15 protein-coding genes are annotated in these 17,732 nt (G+C 63.5%); 2 read left to right on the top strand and 13 right to left on the bottom strand.

Features of this window, described 5'->3' with window-relative positions:
* Positions 1–22: 22 nt before the first annotated feature.
* The 10 genes from SB764_RS00075 to SB764_RS00030 form a co-directional block, all read right to left on the bottom strand.
* On the bottom strand, positions 23–1,648 hold the full coding sequence (locus SB764_RS00075; RefSeq protein WP_321892367.1) for a gamma-glutamyltransferase family protein: 1,626 nt from the start codon (positions 1,646–1,648) through the stop codon (positions 23–25).
* 134 nt (positions 1,649–1,782) lie between these two features.
* Positions 1,783–2,574: a GntR family transcriptional regulator gene (locus SB764_RS00070; protein WP_321904025.1), complete on the bottom strand. Its 792-nt coding sequence runs from the start codon at positions 2,572–2,574 to the stop codon at positions 1,783–1,785.
* A gap of 71 nt (positions 2,575–2,645) precedes the next feature.
* Positions 2,646–4,436: an oleate hydratase gene (locus tag SB764_RS00065; protein WP_183040249.1), complete on the bottom strand. Its 1,791-nt coding sequence runs from the start codon at positions 4,434–4,436 to the stop codon at positions 2,646–2,648.
* Between the two features lie 208 nt (positions 4,437–4,644).
* The gene (locus SB764_RS00060) at positions 4,645–5,343 is read right to left on the bottom strand and encodes a pyridoxamine 5'-phosphate oxidase family protein (protein WP_074986812.1); all 699 of its coding nucleotides are present in this window, start codon (positions 5,341–5,343) and stop codon (positions 4,645–4,647) included.
* Positions 5,344–5,461: 118 nt separating this feature from the next.
* Entirely contained in the window at positions 5,462–6,484 is a 1,023-nt protein-coding gene (locus tag SB764_RS00055) for a DNA-binding protein (protein WP_321866407.1), read from the bottom strand.
* An 82-nt stretch (positions 6,485–6,566) separates the two neighbouring features.
* Positions 6,567–7,904, bottom strand: coding sequence for an aspartate/glutamate racemase family protein (locus SB764_RS00050; protein ID WP_410862183.1), 1,338 nt, complete (start codon positions 7,902–7,904; stop codon positions 6,567–6,569).
* Between the two features lie 35 nt (positions 7,905–7,939).
* Positions 7,940–9,226 carry a dicarboxylate/amino acid:cation symporter gene (locus tag SB764_RS00045; protein ID WP_065059176.1) on the bottom strand — a complete coding sequence of 429 codons (1,287 nt, stop codon included), beginning with the start codon at positions 9,224–9,226 and terminating at the stop codon, positions 7,940–7,942.
* A gap of 132 nt (positions 9,227–9,358) precedes the next feature.
* Positions 9,359–10,273: a LysR substrate-binding domain-containing protein gene (locus SB764_RS00040; protein WP_074986809.1), complete on the bottom strand. Its 915-nt coding sequence runs from the start codon at positions 10,271–10,273 to the stop codon at positions 9,359–9,361.
* A gap of 84 nt (positions 10,274–10,357) precedes the next feature.
* Positions 10,358–10,861 carry a DUF523 domain-containing protein gene (locus tag SB764_RS00035; RefSeq protein WP_110328921.1) on the bottom strand — a complete coding sequence of 168 codons (504 nt, stop codon included), beginning with the start codon at positions 10,859–10,861 and terminating at the stop codon, positions 10,358–10,360.
* Between the two features lie 24 nt (positions 10,862–10,885).
* Positions 10,886–11,422, bottom strand: coding sequence for a hypothetical protein (locus SB764_RS00030; RefSeq protein ID WP_146230075.1), 537 nt, complete (start codon positions 11,420–11,422; stop codon positions 10,886–10,888).
* Positions 11,423–11,733: 311 nt separating this feature from the next.
* Here SB764_RS00030 and SB764_RS00025 point away from each other — a divergent pair, with 311 nt between their 5' ends.
* Positions 11,734–12,330, top strand: a complete 597-nt coding sequence (locus SB764_RS00025; RefSeq protein WP_321901778.1) for a carbonic anhydrase — start codon at positions 11,734–11,736, stop codon at positions 12,328–12,330.
* A 76-nt stretch (positions 12,331–12,406) separates the two neighbouring features.
* Positions 12,407–13,963, top strand: a complete 1,557-nt coding sequence (locus tag SB764_RS00020; RefSeq protein WP_110328918.1) for a SulP family inorganic anion transporter — start codon at positions 12,407–12,409, stop codon at positions 13,961–13,963.
* A 46-nt stretch (positions 13,964–14,009) separates the two neighbouring features.
* Here SB764_RS00020 and SB764_RS00015 read toward each other — a convergent pair whose 3' ends face one another.
* From SB764_RS00015 to SB764_RS00005, 3 genes are all read right to left on the bottom strand, one after another.
* The gene (locus SB764_RS00015; protein ID WP_322007452.1) at positions 14,010–15,656 is read right to left on the bottom strand and encodes a fatty acid--CoA ligase; all 1,647 of its coding nucleotides are present in this window, start codon (positions 15,654–15,656) and stop codon (positions 14,010–14,012) included.
* 123 nt (positions 15,657–15,779) lie between these two features.
* On the bottom strand, positions 15,780–16,967 hold the full coding sequence (gene bktB / locus SB764_RS00010; RefSeq protein ID WP_065059169.1) for a beta-ketothiolase BktB: 1,188 nt from the start codon (positions 16,965–16,967) through the stop codon (positions 15,780–15,782).
* 45 nt (positions 16,968–17,012) lie between these two features.
* The coding region (locus tag SB764_RS00005; protein WP_410862180.1) for an electron transfer flavoprotein-ubiquinone oxidoreductase at positions 17,013–17,732 on the bottom strand (720 nt) is incomplete at its 5' end.

Here is a 17,732-nt window from a genome sequence, read left to right as displayed (position 1 = left end):
TCAGGTCATGCGATGGATCGCGCTACCAGCCCGCGGCCGAACCGTCGCTGCGTGGATCGCTGCCCGCCTCCATCAATCCATTCGGATACCGAATGATTGCACCGGCATGACCCATCGCTTCGTCGTAAGCGTCGAGCACTTCGACGTCGTGGCCGAGCGCGCGCAAGGCATCGACGGTGGCCGCCGGGAAACGCGCTTCGAGTTTCAGCGAATCGGTCGATTGACCCCACGTGCGCCCGAGCAGCCAGCGCGGCGCGTCGATCGCGGTCTGCGGATTCCAGCCGTAACGCGCGATGCGCGAGAACACCGCGCTTTGCGATTGCGGCTGGCCGTCGCCGCCCATGTTGCCGTAGACCATCGTGCGGCCATCGGTGAACTGCGCGAGCGCCGGATTGAGCGTGTGGAACGGACGGCGCCCCGGCATCAGCGGATTCAGCGAAGCGGGATCGAGCGAGAAACTGCAGCCGCGGTTCTGCCAGTTGATGCCCGAATCCGGCAGCACGATGCCGCTGCCGAACTCGTGATAGATGCTCTGGATAAAGCTCACGGCTACGCCGTCGTTGTCGACGACGCCCATCCAGACCGTGTCGCCGGGCCCGCGGCCGTTGCCCCACGGCATCGCGCGCGACATCGACACCTGGCGCGCCATCGCATCGAGTGCCTCGGGCGCGAGCAGCGCGTCCGGATCGATGCGCATATGGTCGGGATCGGTCACGTGCTCGTCGCGCACCTTGAATGCGAGCTTGGTCGCTTCCACGCAGGCGTGCACGAAGTCGGGGCCGAGCGGGTCCATGCCGTCGGTCAGCACGCGATCGAGCACGCCGAGAATCAGCAGCGACACGAGGCCCTGCGTCGGCGGCGGCATGTTGTAGACCGTGCCGAGCGTGTGGTCGAGCGCGAGCGGCGTGCGTTCGCGTGCACGATGGCGTTCGAGATCGTCGAGCGTGATGAGCGTTTCCAGCGACGAGAGATCGCGCGCGATGCTGCGCGCGAGATCGCCGCGATAGAAGTCGTCGAGGCCTGCGTCGGCGAGTTGTTGCAGCGTCGCCGCGAGCCGCGCGTTCGTGAAGCGCTCGCCGGTCTGCGGTGCGCGGCCATCGGTCATGAAGGTCTGCGCGAAGCCCGGCACGTGCTGCAGTTCGACGCCCTTGCGCGCGACGCAATCGGCGTGACTGCGCGTGACCGGCGCGCCGTGTTTCGCGTAGTGAATCGCGTCTTCGAGCAGGCGCGCGACGGGCAGCCGACCGCCGAGCGCGGCTTGCGAATGGCGCTGCGCGAAGTCCCAGCCGGACACGGTGCCCGCCACCGTATTCGCGGCGAGCGGGCCGCGCGCCGGCACGGCGTCCAGCCCGAACGCGCGATACGTGGCGATGTCCGCGCGCATCGCCGCCGCGCCGCACGCCTCGATGCCGATGGGCGCGTGACCGGGACGCGAGATCAGCCAGAAGCCGTCCCCGCCGATGCTGTTCATATGCGGATACACCACGGCAATGGTCGCGGCGGCGGCGATCATTGCCTCGACCGCGTTGCCGCCTTCGCGCAGGACGGCGAGCGCGCTCTGCGACGCGAGCGCGTGCGGCGCGACCGCCATGCCGCGCGAGCCGCGCGTGGGATTCAGGATGGGTGCAGCAGTGTGTTCGAGAGGCATCGACGTTTCCTTGTATACAACGAAAACGTTAATGCGAGATTCGTGCCAGACCTTGGTAAAAACCCTGAGAATGCCGATTGGATAAGGCTTTCAGCCTGCCTACGCTGCGCTTCGCCGGTGGCCGCGCCGTGCCGTCAGGTGGTGCGCCGAGGCCGCGCTGGTGCGTGCGCAACGGCATCGCGCCCCGTGTCGGTGCGCACGGCGCGCAGGCGTTGCAGCGTGAGACCGTTGACGCTCGCCTGACTGCCGCCGATATGACGCGAGACGAGTTCGACGCTCAGCGCGCTGTCGCCACGGCGAATGGCGTCGAGGATCGCGGCGTGTTCGTCGTAGGTTTCGGCGATGCCGTCGCCGTGCACGAGATCGAGCCGCCGAACCACGCGGATGCGGTCGGTCACGCGCTGCATCGTCGCCGTGAGTTCGTCGTTGCCCGCCGCCGCGACCAGCGCGTGATGCAGCGCCTCGTCGAGTTCGACGAGCCGGTGACCATCGGCGATACGCTGGGCGCGCCCCACTTTCCACGTGCGATCGAGCGCGTCGAGCAGCAGATGCAGTTCGGCTTGCGGCGCTTCGCCGCTGCACAGCTTGCGCACCGCGAAGGTTTCGATCATCTGGCGCATTTCGTAGAGATCGTCGAAACGCTTGTTGTCGATCGGCACGACTTCCCAGCCGCCGCGCACATAGCCCTGCATCAAGCCGTCGCTTTGCAGACGTTGCAGCGCTTCGCGCGCGGGCGTGCGCGAGACCGCGAAACGCTCGGCGATCGCGCCCTCGGTGAGCCGGTCGCCCGGCAGCAGGTGCATATCGAAAATTTCGTTGCGCAGCGTGTAATAGACGCGGTCCGCCCGCGTCAGCGCGGCGTCCGCTGCGATCGGCGCGGACGGCGGGCTGTCGTGGAGCGAGAGGTTCAGCTTGATGTCGGGCATGGTCGGAAAGCTTATCAAACGCGCCTGCCCGGAAGAAAACAATTGCGACGCCGCGCGGCTATCGCGTCGCGCTAGCGTGGCCCGTCGGGTGGCCCATCGTGCGGCACGAGCCCGTATTCCTGCAACAGCGTGCCGATCTGCGTCGCGTCGAGCTTCTTCAGCAGCAGATTGCGCAGGAACGCGGGGCCGGGAATATCGAGCGGCTTGCCGTCGCGCAGTCGCCCCGTCGCGGCCAGCAGGCTGCGCACATCGTAGGTGGAATTGAACACCTCCGGCACGCCGCGCTCGACGCCGAGCAGCGTGTAGACGGCTTCCATCGGCGTGCGCACCGAATACTCGGTGGTGAAGATGCAGTCGCGCTGCCGCGATTCGGCGAACTGGCCGATAAACGCGAAGTTGACCGCGCCCTTGGGCACGACATCGGGGCGATCGCCCGCACGGCGCGGCATGAAGAACGCGGTCACATACGGCATCATGACCGGCACGGTTTTCGCGCCGCTCGCGGCCAGTTCGTCGATCTGTTCGCGCGGCACGCCGAGGTGATAGAGCCACTCGCGCGTGATCTCCTCGCCGGTGCAATCCTGCATGGGCTTCTTGACGTAATCGCCGGGCGTATCGACGAACAGCGCGTAGAACCACACCACGATCTGGTCTTTCGGCTGCTGTTTAAAATGCGGCTGGCGATTGACTGTCCAGCTCAGCAGCCAGCTCGAATCCTTTGCCGTGACGATGCCGCCGGTCACGACCTTGCCGCTGAACGGATCGCGCTTCGCGATCTTCTGGATGTACTGAGGGATGCGCACGTCGAGCGTGGTGATCGTCGCCGATTCCCATTTGGTTTCGGCAATATGCGAGCCAAAGACCTCGGGGCGGCCGAACGCCGCGTCGCGCGCCGCGATGCGTTTCCACAGTTCCCAGGCGGGCGCCGGGCCCGCGTCGAGTTCAGCCGCAGTGTGGTGATCACCGTTGCGGGAGTTTTCGGTCAGCGAGCCGATGGTCATGAACACGAGATCGTCCGCGCCGAGATCGACGCCGCCCGCGGCGCCGTCACGCAACCAGTGAATACGCGTGGCCTGCTTGCGGCCCGGCTCGATGCGGAAATCGACGTCGACGACCTCGGTGCCGTACTGGAACGTCACGCCGTGATCCTGCAAATACTTCACGAGCGGCAGCACCAGCGACTCGTACTGGTTATAGCGCGTAAACTTAAGCGCAGAAAAATCGGGCAAGCCGCCAATATGATGAATGAAGCGATGCAAATAGAGCTTCATTTCCAGCGCCGAATGCCAGGCTTCGAATGCAAACATCGTGCGCCAGTACAGCCAGAAATGGCTGGCGAAAAAATCGTCGCCGAATACCTCGTTGATGCGCTTGCCTTCCATTTCCTCGCGCGTGGCGAGAAATAATCGCACGATGTCTTTCTGCGCCTGCTCGCTCAAACTGAACTGATTGTCGGTATGAGCGTCCTGCCCCTGGTTCACGGTGGCGCGCTGCAAGGAGTAATTGGGATCGTCCTTGTTGAGCCAGTAGAACTCGTCGAGCACGCTCGCATTCGGCACGTCCAGCGACGGAATGGATCGAAACAGATCCCACAGGCATTCGAAGTGATCTTCCATTTCGCGACCGCCGCGAATCACGAAACCTTTTTCCGGCTCCTTGATGCCGTCGAGCGCGCCGCCGGGAAGGTGCTGCTGTTCGAGAATGGTGATGCGCTCGCCCGCCATCTGCGCATCGCGAATCAGGAACGCCGCACCTGCCAGCGACGCCAGTCCCGAACCGACGAACCAGGCGCGCTTGCCATCGACACCGGCTGGCTTGCGAGGACGGGCGAATGCTTCGTAATTGCCGCTGCTGTAGTACATGGCGCGAATCCTTTCGGAAAATCAAACAGAATTGGCTGACTCAAGCGACTCTAGCTTGAATGGCCGAATCGTGATCCGAAAGACGCCACAGTGCGCACGCGCGCTAAATGGGTGAATTCGCGTGTCTATAAGCGGTTGAATGACGTCGATGCGCGATTCACTGCCCTTTCGCGAATCACGCATGCGCGCATTTACCGCATACGATTGATTAACGTGACAGCGACGACGCCTGCTGCGCCCACGCTTTCACATAATCCGGCGCGTCGTCGGGGCACTCGCCCGCCTGCGCGGCGACGCGCTCGGGCGGCAAGGGCTTGAGCGCCAGCGGCAGCACGCCGGCCCAGACGGGCAACGCGAGATCCGCTTCGTCGTCGCTCGGACCGCCGGTGCGAATCTTCGACACCGCTTCGTCAAGCGGCAGACGCAGGATCGTCGTCGCGGCGAGTTCGTTGCGGTCGCCGCGACGCACTTCATTCACGCGTCCGCGCGCGATGTGATTGAGAAAGGCGTCGAGTGCGGCAGCCTTCTGCTCGGCGGGGACGACTTCGAACGCGCCGTAGATCATCGCCGAGCGATAGTTCATCGAATGGTGGAATGCGGAGCGCGCGAGCACGAGGCCGTCGAGATGCATGACCGTCACGCAGCACTGCGCGCCCTCGGCGGCGAGCTTGAGCATGCGGCTGCCATTCGAACCATGAATGTAGAGATGATCGCCCTCGCGCCAGCACGCTGTGGGAATGCAGTGCACGCCGCGCTCGTCGGCGAATGCGACGTGGCATACATAGGCATCGTCGAGAATCGCGTGCAGCGTGGCGGTCTCGTAGTCGGCGCGTTCCGCCATGCGACGCACGCGCGTGCGGGGCGACGGCGGCGTGCCCTTGCTGGCGACGGTATCGGTCTCGGACATCCTCGGCATCTCCTGGCTGGATGAAATGCCGATCAGACTAGCGAAGCGGTGGCTCCAGCGCTAGACCCAGCATATGCAACTTGCGTAGAGCCACGCCGAACCGCGAACTTCCGCGGGATTATGACTTTGTGGCGGTTTTGCGCGCGGGCCGCAGCGGTTTGGCGGCCGCTTCGGCAGGCCGCCCCGCGCGACGCGGCGCACGGCGGGCCGGCGCCTGCGCACTGGCCGAGCCCGATTTGCCACGGGCCGCATCGAGCTCTTTGGCTTGCGCCGCATGCGTGGCGCGCAGCGCTTCGAGCCGACCTTCCAGCACACCGGCCTGATGGCGCAAATCGCCAAGCTGCCCTTGCAGCGACTGAATTTCGGCACGCGCACTTTCCTCCGCGCGCGCCGCGCGCTTCGCGGCGGCTTCGCTATCGCGCTGCAAACGCGCAGCGGACGTGCGCTCGCGCTCAATCTCCAGCAGCGCGCGTTTCTCGGCGGCTTGCAGTCGCGTTTCGGCAAGCTCGGCGCTGGCGCGCTGTTTTTCGAGTTCAGCAGCGAAGTCCGCACGCGCCTGCGCCAACGCGGTGTCGCGCTCGCGATTTCCCTGCTGGAGGCGCTCGGCCTCGCCTTCGAGCGCCTCGCGCGTAGCCACCGCCGCAGCCTGGGCCTGCTCCAGTTCCTGAATACGCACCTGCGCCGCCAGCAGGGCAGACGTGCGCTGCTCCAAGGCGGTTTCCGTGCGCGCGAGATCGCTCTGCAAACCGGTGACGGCAACTTCGGCTTCCTGGCGCGCCGCCTCGACCTCCTCGCGCAGCGCGTCGAGCGACGCCTGGGCCGAGGCCGTTGCGCGCTGCCAGAGCGCCCCGATGAGTTCGCCCGCCGCGCCCTGCAACTCCTCGGGCAAGTCCGCGTGCTCGATGCGCACACGGCTCTTCTCGCGCAACTCCGCCCAGAACTCGGACAGCACCGCCGTGGGCGTGCCCATGCTGCCGCGGCGCACGAGCTGGTACAGCCGGTTCGCCGTAGGCGTTACGCCGAAGCGAAAGAACAGCAGCGCGCACACTTCGCGATACAACTCGCGCGTCTTGGGAAAGTCGGCTTTGAGACGCTCGATTTCCGCGGCGATGCGGACTTCGTCGGGGGCAATATCGGACATGGCGAACTTTGACGGCAGTAATTTCTAAAATAATACTACGTAAACCGTCAACTTTCTACTTTTCATACCTATAAATTTGACATTAACCGTATAATGTCGCTACTTCAGCCGTCTCACCCCGTGCAAATGCCACGCAGCGTTTTGCCAGCACATCGGTCGGGTCGATCAGCGTCACGCGCGCGCCGCTGGCCGATTGATACGCCCCACCGGCGAGCAGCAGCGGCAACTCGGTGCAGCCCAGAATGACCACCTCCACGCCTTCGGCAATCAAACCATCCAGCGCGGCCGCGATATCGTCGAAACACGGCCCGCTCGTGAAACCCGCCTTCACGCCCTGCTTGCCGTAGATCGCCGCCATCACACGCGCCTGCAAGGCGGCATCGGGCGCCATCTCGCGCAATCCCTGCGATTCGAGCGCCTGGCGATAGACCCCGCTTTCAATCGTCCCCGACGTCGCGAGCACGCCCACCTCGCGCAGCGCCGGAAACGCCGTCCGCAGATAGCGCGCCGTTTCGGTCAGCATATTGACGATGGGCACGCCCAGATGAGGCTGGATGCGTTCGACGAACGCATGCGCCGTGTTGCACGGCATGGCGATCACATCCGCGCCGCCCTCCTCCAGCCGCTTGCACGCGGCATAGAGCGAGAGCGTGGGATCGACGCCGTCACCGATCAGGTTTTCCGTGCGATCGGGAATTTGCGGATTTTGCTCGACCAGCATTTTGATGTGGTCCTGATCGCGCGCAGCGGGCGTATTGCGCACGACCTTGTGCAGAAAATCGACCGTAGCGGCCGGACCGATGCCGCCCACCACGCCCACTTTGATGGGCTGTACCGGCACGGCACAGCGGCCCTCAATTGCATACAGTGCGTAAGCGAGATTCGCGTCGATAACCGGCACGCCGCGCGCGGCGCTTTCGACGGCGCCACGCGCGTCATCGTCCAGATCGTGCACGATGATTTGCGCGCCTTGCTCGATCAGGCTTTCGCACGCCGCCTGAACATCGCCGCGTTCGATGCCTTGCTCACGCGGATAAACACAAGTCAACGGCAACCTCGCGTGCGTATCATCGGCATTCAGAAAGCCCACGCACCGTGCGTCAGGAAACGATTCCACCACGACACGCTGCACCGCGTCGCCCCGGTCGAGAATCTGCACACGCGCATTCGCCCTCAATTCGTCGATGAACGCAGCGCTCGTGAGAGACGGCAACAACACCGTCGTCACGCCGCTTTTTTCGAATTCGCGAATCGTGTCGAATATCCGCAGTTTCCATGCGGATGAATCGAGCGCCTCGCCACGCCACGGCAATTGCCGATAGATCGCATCGAAATCCGCAGCGTCCGCGCGCGCCGATGCCAACTTCGCCAGCAGCCGGACCAACTCCGCGCCCGCCAGCGGCACGACCCCGCCAATCACACCAAACTTCCGCCCCTTCAGGCCAGCGCATTGCGTCACTTCGCGTCTCCCTGCGCCTGCGGAAACAGTCCTTGCACCGATGCATCGCGCTGCGGCTCACGCGCGGCTTCCCACTTTGCGATCACGGCGGTCGCCACGCTGTTGCCGATCACGTTGGTCATCGTGCGACCCATATCGAGAATCTGGTCGATGGCGAGCACCATCGCCACGCCCGCAGCGGGCAGATGAAACATCGGCGCCACGGCGGCCACCACGACCACCGATCCACGCGGCACGCTCGCCATGCCCTTACTGCTCAACATCAGCACGAGCAGCATGAAAATCTGCTGCGAAACCGGCATATCCACGCCAAAAGCCTGTGCAATGAAAATCGCGGCGAACGCCTGATACATCATCGATCCGTCAAGATTGAACGCATAGCCGAGCGGCAGCGTAAAACCCACCACTTTCTTTTCCACGCCGAATCGTTCGAGTTGCTCCGTGAGGCGCGGATAGGCCGCTTCGCTGCTCGCCGTCGAGAACGCAATCATTGCGGGCTCGCGAATCGCCTTGAGCAAGGGGCCGACACGTCTGCCCAGAAACAGATAACCGATACCGACAAGCATCGCCCACAGCACCAGCAAGCCCAGATAAAACGAGCCGATCAATTTGCCGTACGTGTAAAGCACGTCGAGGCCGCGCAGCGTCACCGCCGAAGCAATCGCGCCGAAAACACCGAACGGCGCGGCGCGCATCACGTAATTCGTCACGCGCAGCATGACCGGCACCATGCCATCGATACAGTCGATCACGACGGCTACACGCGACTGCCGTTTAAGCGCGCCGAGCGCGAGCCCGAGAAACACCGAGAACACCAGAATCTGCAGGATGTCGTTGCGCGCCATCGCATCGAGCAGACTGGTCGGAAACGCGTGCGTGAGCACGTCCTTCACGTTGAGCGCCGCCGTGTTGAGCCCGGTATCGACTTCGCCCGTACCGGCCGTCATATGCAACCCCGCGCCAGGTTGCAGCGCATTGGCGAGCACGAGGCCCAGCGCCAGCGAAATGAGCGACGCGCACACGAACCAACCCACCGAACGCAGCCCGATCCGTCCGACGTCCTGCCCGCTCTCCATGCCCGCCAGCCCGGAAACGAGCGTGACGAACACCAGCGGCGCGATAATCATTTTGATGAGCCGCAGAAAGATGTCAGTGACGATCGAGAAATAACCGGCAATGGTTTTGGCGCTCGCGGCGTCGACGGCATGCGTATGGCAGACATAGCCTGCCGCCACGCCCAGCAGCATGCCGATGCCAATATTCAGAGTGAGGCGATTCTTCATATCCGTCCTTGAATGGCGCGCGACGAAGGCCGCGCAATCAGAACGGATGGTAAGGAGGAGAAAAAAGAGGTCGATGCCGGTCTGGCATATGCGTATGCGAAACTCGCATAACGCGTGATTTTTCCGAATGGATCAGCGACTGTCTTGTGCGACCGCGCGCAAATGCTGCCAGAGCGTATCGATGAATTCGCTGCGATTCGAGGCGTCGCGGTACACGCGCAATTCCACGTCGAGATGCCACGCGGACGGCCCTGCCGGCACCAGTTCGCCGTCGGCCAGTTCACGCGCGATCGCGCTTTTCGGCAGCCATGCAACGCCTTCGCCTTGCATCACGAGTTCCTTGAGCACCGCCGCCATGTCCGATTCGTAGTGCAGGCGCAAGAGCGGTTTCGTGGCCGCGCGCCCGAGCAGCAGCGCCACGCAGCGGCCGAAATAACTCGTCTCCGTATAGGCGATATGCGGTAAAGGCTGTTTCGCGGTGCCGGGCAAACGGTAAGCGGGCGCGGATCGCGCATTCGGGCGACTGGCAGGCAGCAAGGTGTCGAGGCCCACAGTCACGTGCTCGTATCGGGCGGGATCGAGATGCAACGGCAGTTCGGGATGGTGATACGCGAACATGAGTTCGCAATTGCCATTCACGAGCATCAAGATCGAATCGTGCACGTTGGTCGGCACCACGCGCGCGGGAATCTCGCCAACATGTTTCGCGAGCTGTTTGAGCCACGCCGGCAGAAAATTCAGGGCGATCGTATGACCCGCCGCGATTTGCAGGCTCTTTCCGCCAATCCGCTGCTCGGTACGGATGATCGCGCGCGTATCGTAGAGTTTGCTGAGCACGTCGTCCGCCGCTTCGCGAAAGAGTTGCCCGGCGGGCGTTAAAACAGGCGGAAAACTGCTGCGATCAATCAGTTCCGCGCCCACCCATTGTTCGAGCGATTGAATGCGTCGGCTGAATCCGGATTGCGTGACGTTGCGAAACTCAGCCGCGCGCGAAAAACTCTGATATTGCGCGAGCGCGATGAAGTCTTCGATCCATTTGATTTCCATGCGCAAGACCGGCGCGCCATTCGCCGCGTGCTGTGATTGAACCGCGCCATTGTACGCCCGCGTGATCGCCGAACGCTTTACGGTTCAATACGGCGAATCGATTTGCGCAAGACGCGCTGCGAGCACGTCGATTTCCCAATCGGCGAACACTTCGATGCCATTCGCGCGCAATAACGCCGCCGTGACGCCTTCGCCTGCGAACTTGTGTCCGCTGAATGTGCCGTCGTATATGAAGCGGCTCCCGCATGAGGGACTGCCGTCGATCAGCAGCGCAAAACGACAGTCGTGTTCGCGTGCGAGATCGAGCGCCGCTTGCGCGCCCGCGATAAAGAGCGCGCTCACATCGGCGCCATACTCGTCGATCACATGCGCCGCGCCTGCGAGCACGGCATCGCCCGATTGCGACTGCGCGATTTCCGCAGCCGGACGCGGCACGGAAAATCCGCCGCTCAATTCCGGACAAATCGCCACGACGCGGCCTTCACGCTGCCACGCATCGAGCGCGGCATGCGCCAGCGTTTTCGCCGAACCGTTGTAACGCACGGGACGGCCCAGCAAACAGGCGCTGACCAGAATCTTGTGAGACATACGGATGCAATGCGCGGCAAGCGCTTAATCGAGTAAGGCACTATCCAGTTCGGCGACCGGCGCGCCCAGCGGCAAGGCGTCCGATTCGCCGTCCATCAGCGCGATGCGTGCGTAAAGATCGTCCCAGTCGACTGCGAGCAGCGGCGCCGTCAAATCGCCGCGCGCGCGATAGGCGAGAAACCGCATCCAGCCGTCGAGAAACACGCCGGCACCGGGCATCAGCAAACAAGGCGGCCTCGCCATCGCGGGATAGCGCACGGCGCTTTCGTCGAGCGCGGCGCGCAATGCCGGGGTATCGGCGCCACGCGTTCCGTGATCGGATACGAACTTTTGAACCGCCGTATCGACAATTGCCATTGGCAATTCAACATAGGCGGCGCGTACTTCGCCCAGTGTGCATTGTGTCGATTTCGACGATGCTTCAGTTAATTCATTCATGCACAGTCGTTTAAACACGACCGTTCGCGCCTGAAGCGGCAATGCATTCAATGACGTGGCGCCGTGCCGGAGCGCCTCTCTGAACAGGGGATAACGGCCCAACCAATGATCGATTTCGGACATGCATGACTCCGGCGCGGGACCGCGAGGCGTGCATCATGAAAACGGCGCCTCCTGCCCTGCTGCTGCTCTCAGGTTTTTTTATTCCAAAAACTATAACGTTGCGTCTTGCATCGCACAAGTGAAAGGTTCCGCATCATCGGTATTCATGCATTCGTCATAAAACCTGCAAGCGGAATTATTTTCGAATTTTTTTAGCGAAACACCGATTTATTTTTGGAACCAAGCCATCGAAAGCATTTCGTAAACATCGATCGCCACGCCGGCGTCGTCGCATCCCCACCCGCCGGCTAATCATTCTGGAGCCTCGATCGATGAATCATCCGAAACGCTTTCTGCTTGCCAATCTCGCGTGGTCTTCGGAGGTCGCCGCGCGCGAGCCCGAATTCTTCACGCAGCTCGCGCAAGGCCAGCGCCCGCGCGCGCTCTGGATCGGTTGCTCGGACAGCCGCGTGCCCGCCGAGCGCATCGTGAATGCGCAGCCGGGCGAACTGTTCGTCCATCGCAACATCGCGAACCTGTTCACCGCCGACGACGCCAACGCGTCGAGCGTGGTCGAGTACGCCGTGCATGCGCTCGAAGTCGAGCACATCATCGTCTGCGGACATCACCATTGCGGCGGCGTGCGCGCGGCGCTTTCCGCGCCGCTGGACGCGCTGCCGAACGTGAACCGGCGCATCGCCGGACTGCGCGAACTGGCCGGGCGTCACCGCCCCGAACTCGACGCCATCGCCGATCTCGATGCCCGCGTCGACCGTCTCGCGGAACTCAACGTGATCGAGCAGGTGCAGCGCCTCGAAGCCTCGCCGATCGTGCGCGCGGCGCGGCGTCCGCCGCAGATTCACGGCTGGGTGTTCGGTCTGCGCGAAGGCCGCCTGCTGCAATTGACCGAAGCCAGCGCGGCAGTCTGAGCAGACATTCCCATCGATCCTGAGCGCCAACGCCCGCTCATTCACGCCTTTCACGTCACCTTAGCGGACCCTTCACATGCCGAACTCCCGTCACATCGACCTCGCAAGCCTGCGCAGCGATTTATTCGCGGGCATCGTCGTCTTTCTCGTCGCGCTGCCTTTGTGCCTCGGCATCGCCACCGCATCCGGCGTCGAGCCGTTCGCGGGACTGCTCTCCGGCATTGTCGGCGGACTCGTCGTCGCCCTGCTCAGCGGCTCGCATCTGAGCGTGAGCGGCCCTGCCGCCGGGCTCGTAGTGATCGTCGTTTCCGCGATCGCCTCGCTCGGCAGCTTTTCGGCGTTTCTCGCCGCCGTGCTGATCGCGGGCGTCTTGCAGTGCGTGTTCGGCATGCTGCGCGCGGGGCAACTCGCGAGCTTCGTCCCGGTGCCGGTCATCAAAGGCATGCTCGCGTCGATCGGTCTGCTGCTGATCGTCAAGCAGGTGCCGCTCGCCGCCGGTTTGTCAGAGGGTTTGTCCGCTTCCGCCGCGTCGCTCGCCACGCCCTTCGGTGCGGTGCTCGTGCCCGCGCTCGTGCTGGCCGTGGTCTGCGTGATCCTGCTGTTCGTCTGGGAAACGCCGCGCGCGAAACGCTACGCGCTCGTGCGCATCGTGCCGGGACCGCTAGCGGTCGTGGCGCTGGGCATCGCGGCGACGCTCGCGCTCGACGCCTTCGCGCCTGCATTCGCCTTGCCGGGCGAGCAGCGCGTGGCGCTCGACGCGCTGCAATCGTTCGACACGCTCGCGGGCGCGCTGGCGTTTCCGGACTTCACGCAACTCGTCGATGCGGACGTCTGGCGCGTCGCGCTCACGCTCGCCGTGGTCGCGAGCCTCGAAACGCTGCTGAGTCTCGAAGCCGTCGAGCAGATGGACCCGCAACGCCGCCGCGCCTCGCCCGATCGCGAATTGAAGGCGCAAGGCGTGGGCAACATCGTGGCGGGCGCGCTCGGCGGCTTGCCGATCACCGCCGTGATCGTGCGCAGCTCCGCGAATCTGAACGCAGGCGCACGCACGCGTCTTGCGGCCTTCGTGCATGGCGCGCTGCTGCTTGCGAGCGTGTTCGCGCTGACCGCCGTGCTCAACCTGATTCCGCTCGCCTGCCTCGCCGCGATTCTGATCCAGACCGGCTACAAGCTCGCCAAACCCGCACTCTTCGTCTCGATGATGCGCGAAGGCACCGACCGCATCGTGCCGTTCGTGGCCACGATCGTGGGCGTGCTCGCGACGGACTTGCTGATCGGCATCGGTATCGGCATTGCGGTGAGCATGCTGCTGGCCATGCGCGCCAATCTCGACGACACCTTCGCGCTCGCCGAGCACGACGACCATTATCTGCTGTCGTTTCGCAAGGACGCGTCGTTTCTCGCCAAGCCGATGCTGATGCGCTGCCTCGCGCGCATTCCCGACCACGCGACGGTGTTGATCGACACGGAACGCGCCGATTTCGTCGACCGCGATATCCGCGACACGCTCGAACGCTTTATCGCCGACGCGCCGCGCCGAAGCATCGCCGTGGAAAACGTGCAGTGGCCGCGCCTGAATTCGACGCCGAAAAAGCGTTTGCCGTGGGCGCGTTCGCCAGGCGCGACGTCATAAAAAAAGCCGGGTATCGCTACCCGGCTTTTCTCCCCGTTTAAAGCGCTTATTCGAAATGCTCGCGCAACCATTTCTTGTTCAGTTTGCCGACGCTGGTTTTCTCCAGCGCCTCGACAAACTTCACGACCTCCGGCACCGCGTATTTCGAAATCGTCCCGTTCTCGCTGAACTTGAGCACGTGCTGTTTGAGTTCATCGGCCGTGACGGGATTGTGATCGGCGCGCAGCACGACGAGCGCGGCCGGGCGCTCACCCCATTTGTCGCTCTTGATGCCGATGACCGCCACTTCCGCCACGGCGGGATGCTGCGAAATCAGGCTTTCCACTTCCAGCGACGAGACCCATTCGCCGCCCGACTTGATCACGTCCTTGATGCGGTCGGTGATCTGCAAATAGCCGTCCGCGTCGATGCGCGCCACGTCCTGCGTATGCAGATAACCGCCTTCCCATAGCGTGGCCGACGCTTCCGGATTGTGCAGATAGCCTTGCGTGAGCCACGGCGCACGCACGACCACTTCGCCGCTCGCGCTGCCGTCGTGCGGCAGATCGCGCATTTCCGTATCGACAATCCGCAGATCGACGAGCGGAATCGGCAAGCCCGTGCGGCAACGCAAACTCACTTCCTCGTCGAACGAAAGCGCTTCCTTCTGCGGCTTCAATTGCGCGAGCGTGAGCACCGGACACGTTTCCGACATGCCGTAGCCCGTGAAAATATCGATGCCGCGTTCGAGCGCCGCGCGCGCGAGACCCTGCGGCAGCGCGCCGCCGCCGATCACGACTTTCCATTTGCTGAAGTCGGCGGATCTGGCCTGCGGGCAATTCAGCAGCATGTGCAGAATCGTGCCCACACAATGCGAGAACGTCACGCCTTCGTCGCGCAGCAATTCGACCAAACGGTCAGGCACATAGCGTCCCGGATACACCTGCTTCACACCCAGCACCGTGGCGATATACGGCATGCCCCACGCGTGCACATGGAACATCGGCGTGATCGGCATATACACGTCGCCGCGATGAAAACGCTGGCCCGATTCGGGACTCGTCAGCGCCGCCATCACCGTAATCGTATGCAGCACCAGTTGCCGATGCGAGAAATAGACGCCCTTGGGCAAACCCGTCGTGCCCGTTGTATAGAACGTGGTGGCGCGCGTGTTTTCGTCGAAGTCGGGGAAGTCGTAGTGCTCGCTGCACGATGCGAGCAATTGCTCGTATTCGCCGGCGAATTCCAGACCGTGCGTATCGCTGACGTTGCCGTCGTCGTCGATCAGAATCAGCGTGCGGACCTTCTCCAGCTTGTCCCGAATCGCCGCGAGCACGGGCAGAAAATCCGCATGGACGAGCAGCACTTCGGCGCCCGCGTGATTGATCGTGTAGGCGATCTCGCTTTGCGACAGACGGATATTCACCGTTTGCAGCACCGCGCCCATCATCGGCACGGCAAAATACGCTTCCAGATAACGATGGCTATCCCAATCCATCACTGCAACCGTGGTGCCAAATTGCGTGCCCACGTTTTTCAATGCGTTCGCCAGCTTGCCCACACGCTGACCGAATTGCGCATACGTAATGCGCGTCGTGCCGCGATAGACGATTTCCTGATTCGGCGTTTGCTGCAACGGCGTGAGCAGCAAGCGTTTGATCAGCAAGGGGTACGAATACGCCGATGCCATCGTTTCGCTGGAATGGTCGTGCATCGCTGTCTCCATCTTGGGATAGTTCAATTGCGGTGTTCAATGCAGACATGCCGCAGCGCGCGCTGCGGCATGTCGATATGGCCGGTTTAGCGGGATCGACGAAAAACGCGAAATACGCCGCGTTTAAGCCGCGTTCTCGAAGATCGCCGCGATGCCCTGGCCGCCGCCGATGCACATCGTCACCAGCGCATAACGGCCGCCGATGCGTTGCAGTTCGTGCAGCGCCTTCACCGTGATGAGCGCGCCGGTCGCGCCGATCGGATGGCCGAGCGAAATGCCCGAACCGTTCGGGTTCACCTTGGCCGGATCGAGGCCGAGTTCCTGCGTCACCGCACACGCTTGCGCCGCGAATGCTTCGTTCGATTCGATCACGTCGAGATCCTCGACGCGCAGGCCCGCGCGCTGCAGCGCGAGACGCGTGGCCGGCACCGGTCCGATGCCCATGTAGAGCGGTTCGACGCCCGCATGCGCGTAGGCGACGAGGCGCGCCATCGGTGCGAGGCCGCGCTGTTCGGCAGCTTCGCGCGACATCAGCAGCACGGCGGCCGCCGCGTCGTTGATACCCGAGGCGTTGCCCGCCGTCACCGTGCCGTTTTCCTTCGCGAACACCGGCTTGAGTTTCGTGAAGTCTTCGAGCGTGGCGTCGGTGCGCAGATGTTCGTCGGTGTTGAACACGACTTCGCGGCCCTTCACGGTGCGCGTGACCGGCACGATCTGGCCCGCGAAACGGCCTTCGGCGATCGCCTGCGCGGCGCGGCGATGCGATTCGAGCGCCAGCGCGTCCTGACGCTCGCGCGAAATCTCAAAGCGGCGCGCGACATTCTCGGCGGTCACGCCCATCGGCACCGTATCGAACGGATCGTTGAGCGCGCCGAGCATCATGTCGATCAGACGCGCGTCGCCCATGCGCGCGCCAAAACGCGCGTCGGGCGCGATATAGGGCGCGCGGCTCATGTTTTCCGCGCCTGCGCCGATCGCCACGTCGGCGTCGCCGAGCAGAATGGTTTGCGCCGCCGAAACAATCGCCTGCAAGCCCGATCCGCACAGACGATTGACGTTGAACGCGGGCGTCGATTCCGGAATGCCCGCGTTGATCGCGGCCACGCGCGAGAGATACAGGTCCTTCGGCTCGGTGGCGATGACGTTGCCGAACACGACGTGCCCCACGTCGTCGGCCTTCACGTTGCTGCGCGCCAGCAGTTCGCGCAGCACGATCGTCCCGAGTTCGGTCGGCGCCACGTCTTTCAGGCTGCCGCCGAACTTGCCGATTGCGGTGCGTACACCGCCCACTACGACGACTTCTTTGCTCATGTCTCTTCCTCGTTTGCTGGTCTGCGCAACAGCGCTGCGCACGCGTTACATATTCGGATAATTCGGCCCGCCGCCACCTTCCGGCGTGACCCAGACGATATTCTGCGTCGGGTCCTTGATATCGCAGGTCTTGCAGTGCACGCAGTTCTGCGCGTTGATCTGCAGACGGTCGCTGCCGTCGTCGTTCTTCACGAACTCGTAGACCGCCGCCGGACAGAAGCGCGCTTCCGGACCCGCATACGTGCGCAGATTCACATCGACCGGCACCTTCGCATCTTTGAGCGTCAGATGCGCGGGCTGATTCTCTTCGTGATTCGTGTTCGAAATAAACACAGAAGAAAGACGATCGAACGTGAGCTTGCCGTCAGGTTTCGGATACTCGATCGGCTTGCACTGCGACGCCGGACGCAGCATCTCGTTGTCGCGATGCTGATGATGCAGCGTCCACGGCACATTGCCGCCCATCAGCTTCTGCTCGAGCCCGACCATCAGCGTGCCGAGGTACAGACCCTTGCTCATCCACTGCTTGAAATTGCGCGCCTTGTACAGTTCCGTGTAGAGCCACGACTGCTTGAACGCTTCCGGATACGCCGTCAGTTCATCGCTCGTGCGACCGGCCTGCACCGCGTCGAACGCCGCTTCCGCCGCGAGCATGCCGGTCTTGATCGCCGCGTGACTGCCCTTGATGCGCGCCGCGTTCAAAAAGCCCGCGTCGTCGCCGACGAGCGCGCCGCCCGGAAACACGAGCTTCGGCAGCGACATCAA

The organism is Paraburkholderia sp. SIMBA_027 (assembly GCF_046535315.1).
GTDB classification, from domain to species: Bacteria; Pseudomonadota; Gammaproteobacteria; order Burkholderiales; family Burkholderiaceae; genus Paraburkholderia; species Paraburkholderia tropica.
This window is presented reverse-complemented; position numbering and strand designations above follow the sequence as displayed.

Coding starts and splice junctions, on each gene's coding strand:
- SB764_RS00025 (WP_321901778.1), top strand. CDS start 11,734: ATGAATCATCCGAAACGCTTTCTGCTTGCCAATCTCGCGTGGTCTTCG.
- SB764_RS00040 (WP_074986809.1), bottom strand. CDS start 10,273: ATGGAAATCAAATGGATCGAAGACTTCATCGCGCTCGCGCAATATCAG.
- SB764_RS00060 (WP_074986812.1), bottom strand. CDS start 5,343: ATGTCCGAGACCGATACCGTCGCCAGCAAGGGCACGCCGCCGTCGCCC.
- SB764_RS00065 (WP_183040249.1), bottom strand. CDS start 4,436: ATGTACTACAGCAGCGGCAATTACGAAGCATTCGCCCGTCCTCGCAAG.
- SB764_RS00030 (WP_146230075.1), bottom strand. CDS start 11,422: ATGTCCGAAATCGATCATTGGTTGGGCCGTTATCCCCTGTTCAGAGAG.
- SB764_RS00075 (WP_321892367.1), bottom strand. CDS start 1,648: ATGCCTCTCGAACACACTGCTGCACCCATCCTGAATCCCACGCGCGGC.
- SB764_RS00020 (WP_110328918.1), top strand. CDS start 12,407: ATGCCGAACTCCCGTCACATCGACCTCGCAAGCCTGCGCAGCGATTTA.
- SB764_RS00045 (WP_065059176.1), bottom strand. CDS start 9,226: ATGAAGAATCGCCTCACTCTGAATATTGGCATCGGCATGCTGCTGGGC.
- SB764_RS00035 (WP_110328921.1), bottom strand. CDS start 10,861: ATGTCTCACAAGATTCTGGTCAGCGCCTGTTTGCTGGGCCGTCCCGTG.
- SB764_RS00070 (WP_321904025.1), bottom strand. CDS start 2,574: ATGCCCGACATCAAGCTGAACCTCTCGCTCCACGACAGCCCGCCGTCC.
- SB764_RS00015 (WP_322007452.1), bottom strand. CDS start 15,656: ATGCACGACCATTCCAGCGAAACGATGGCATCGGCGTATTCGTACCCC.
- bktB (WP_065059169.1), bottom strand. CDS start 16,967: ATGAGCAAAGAAGTCGTCGTAGTGGGCGGTGTACGCACCGCAATCGGC.
- SB764_RS00055 (WP_321866407.1), bottom strand. CDS start 6,484: ATGTCCGATATTGCCCCCGACGAAGTCCGCATCGCCGCGGAAATCGAG.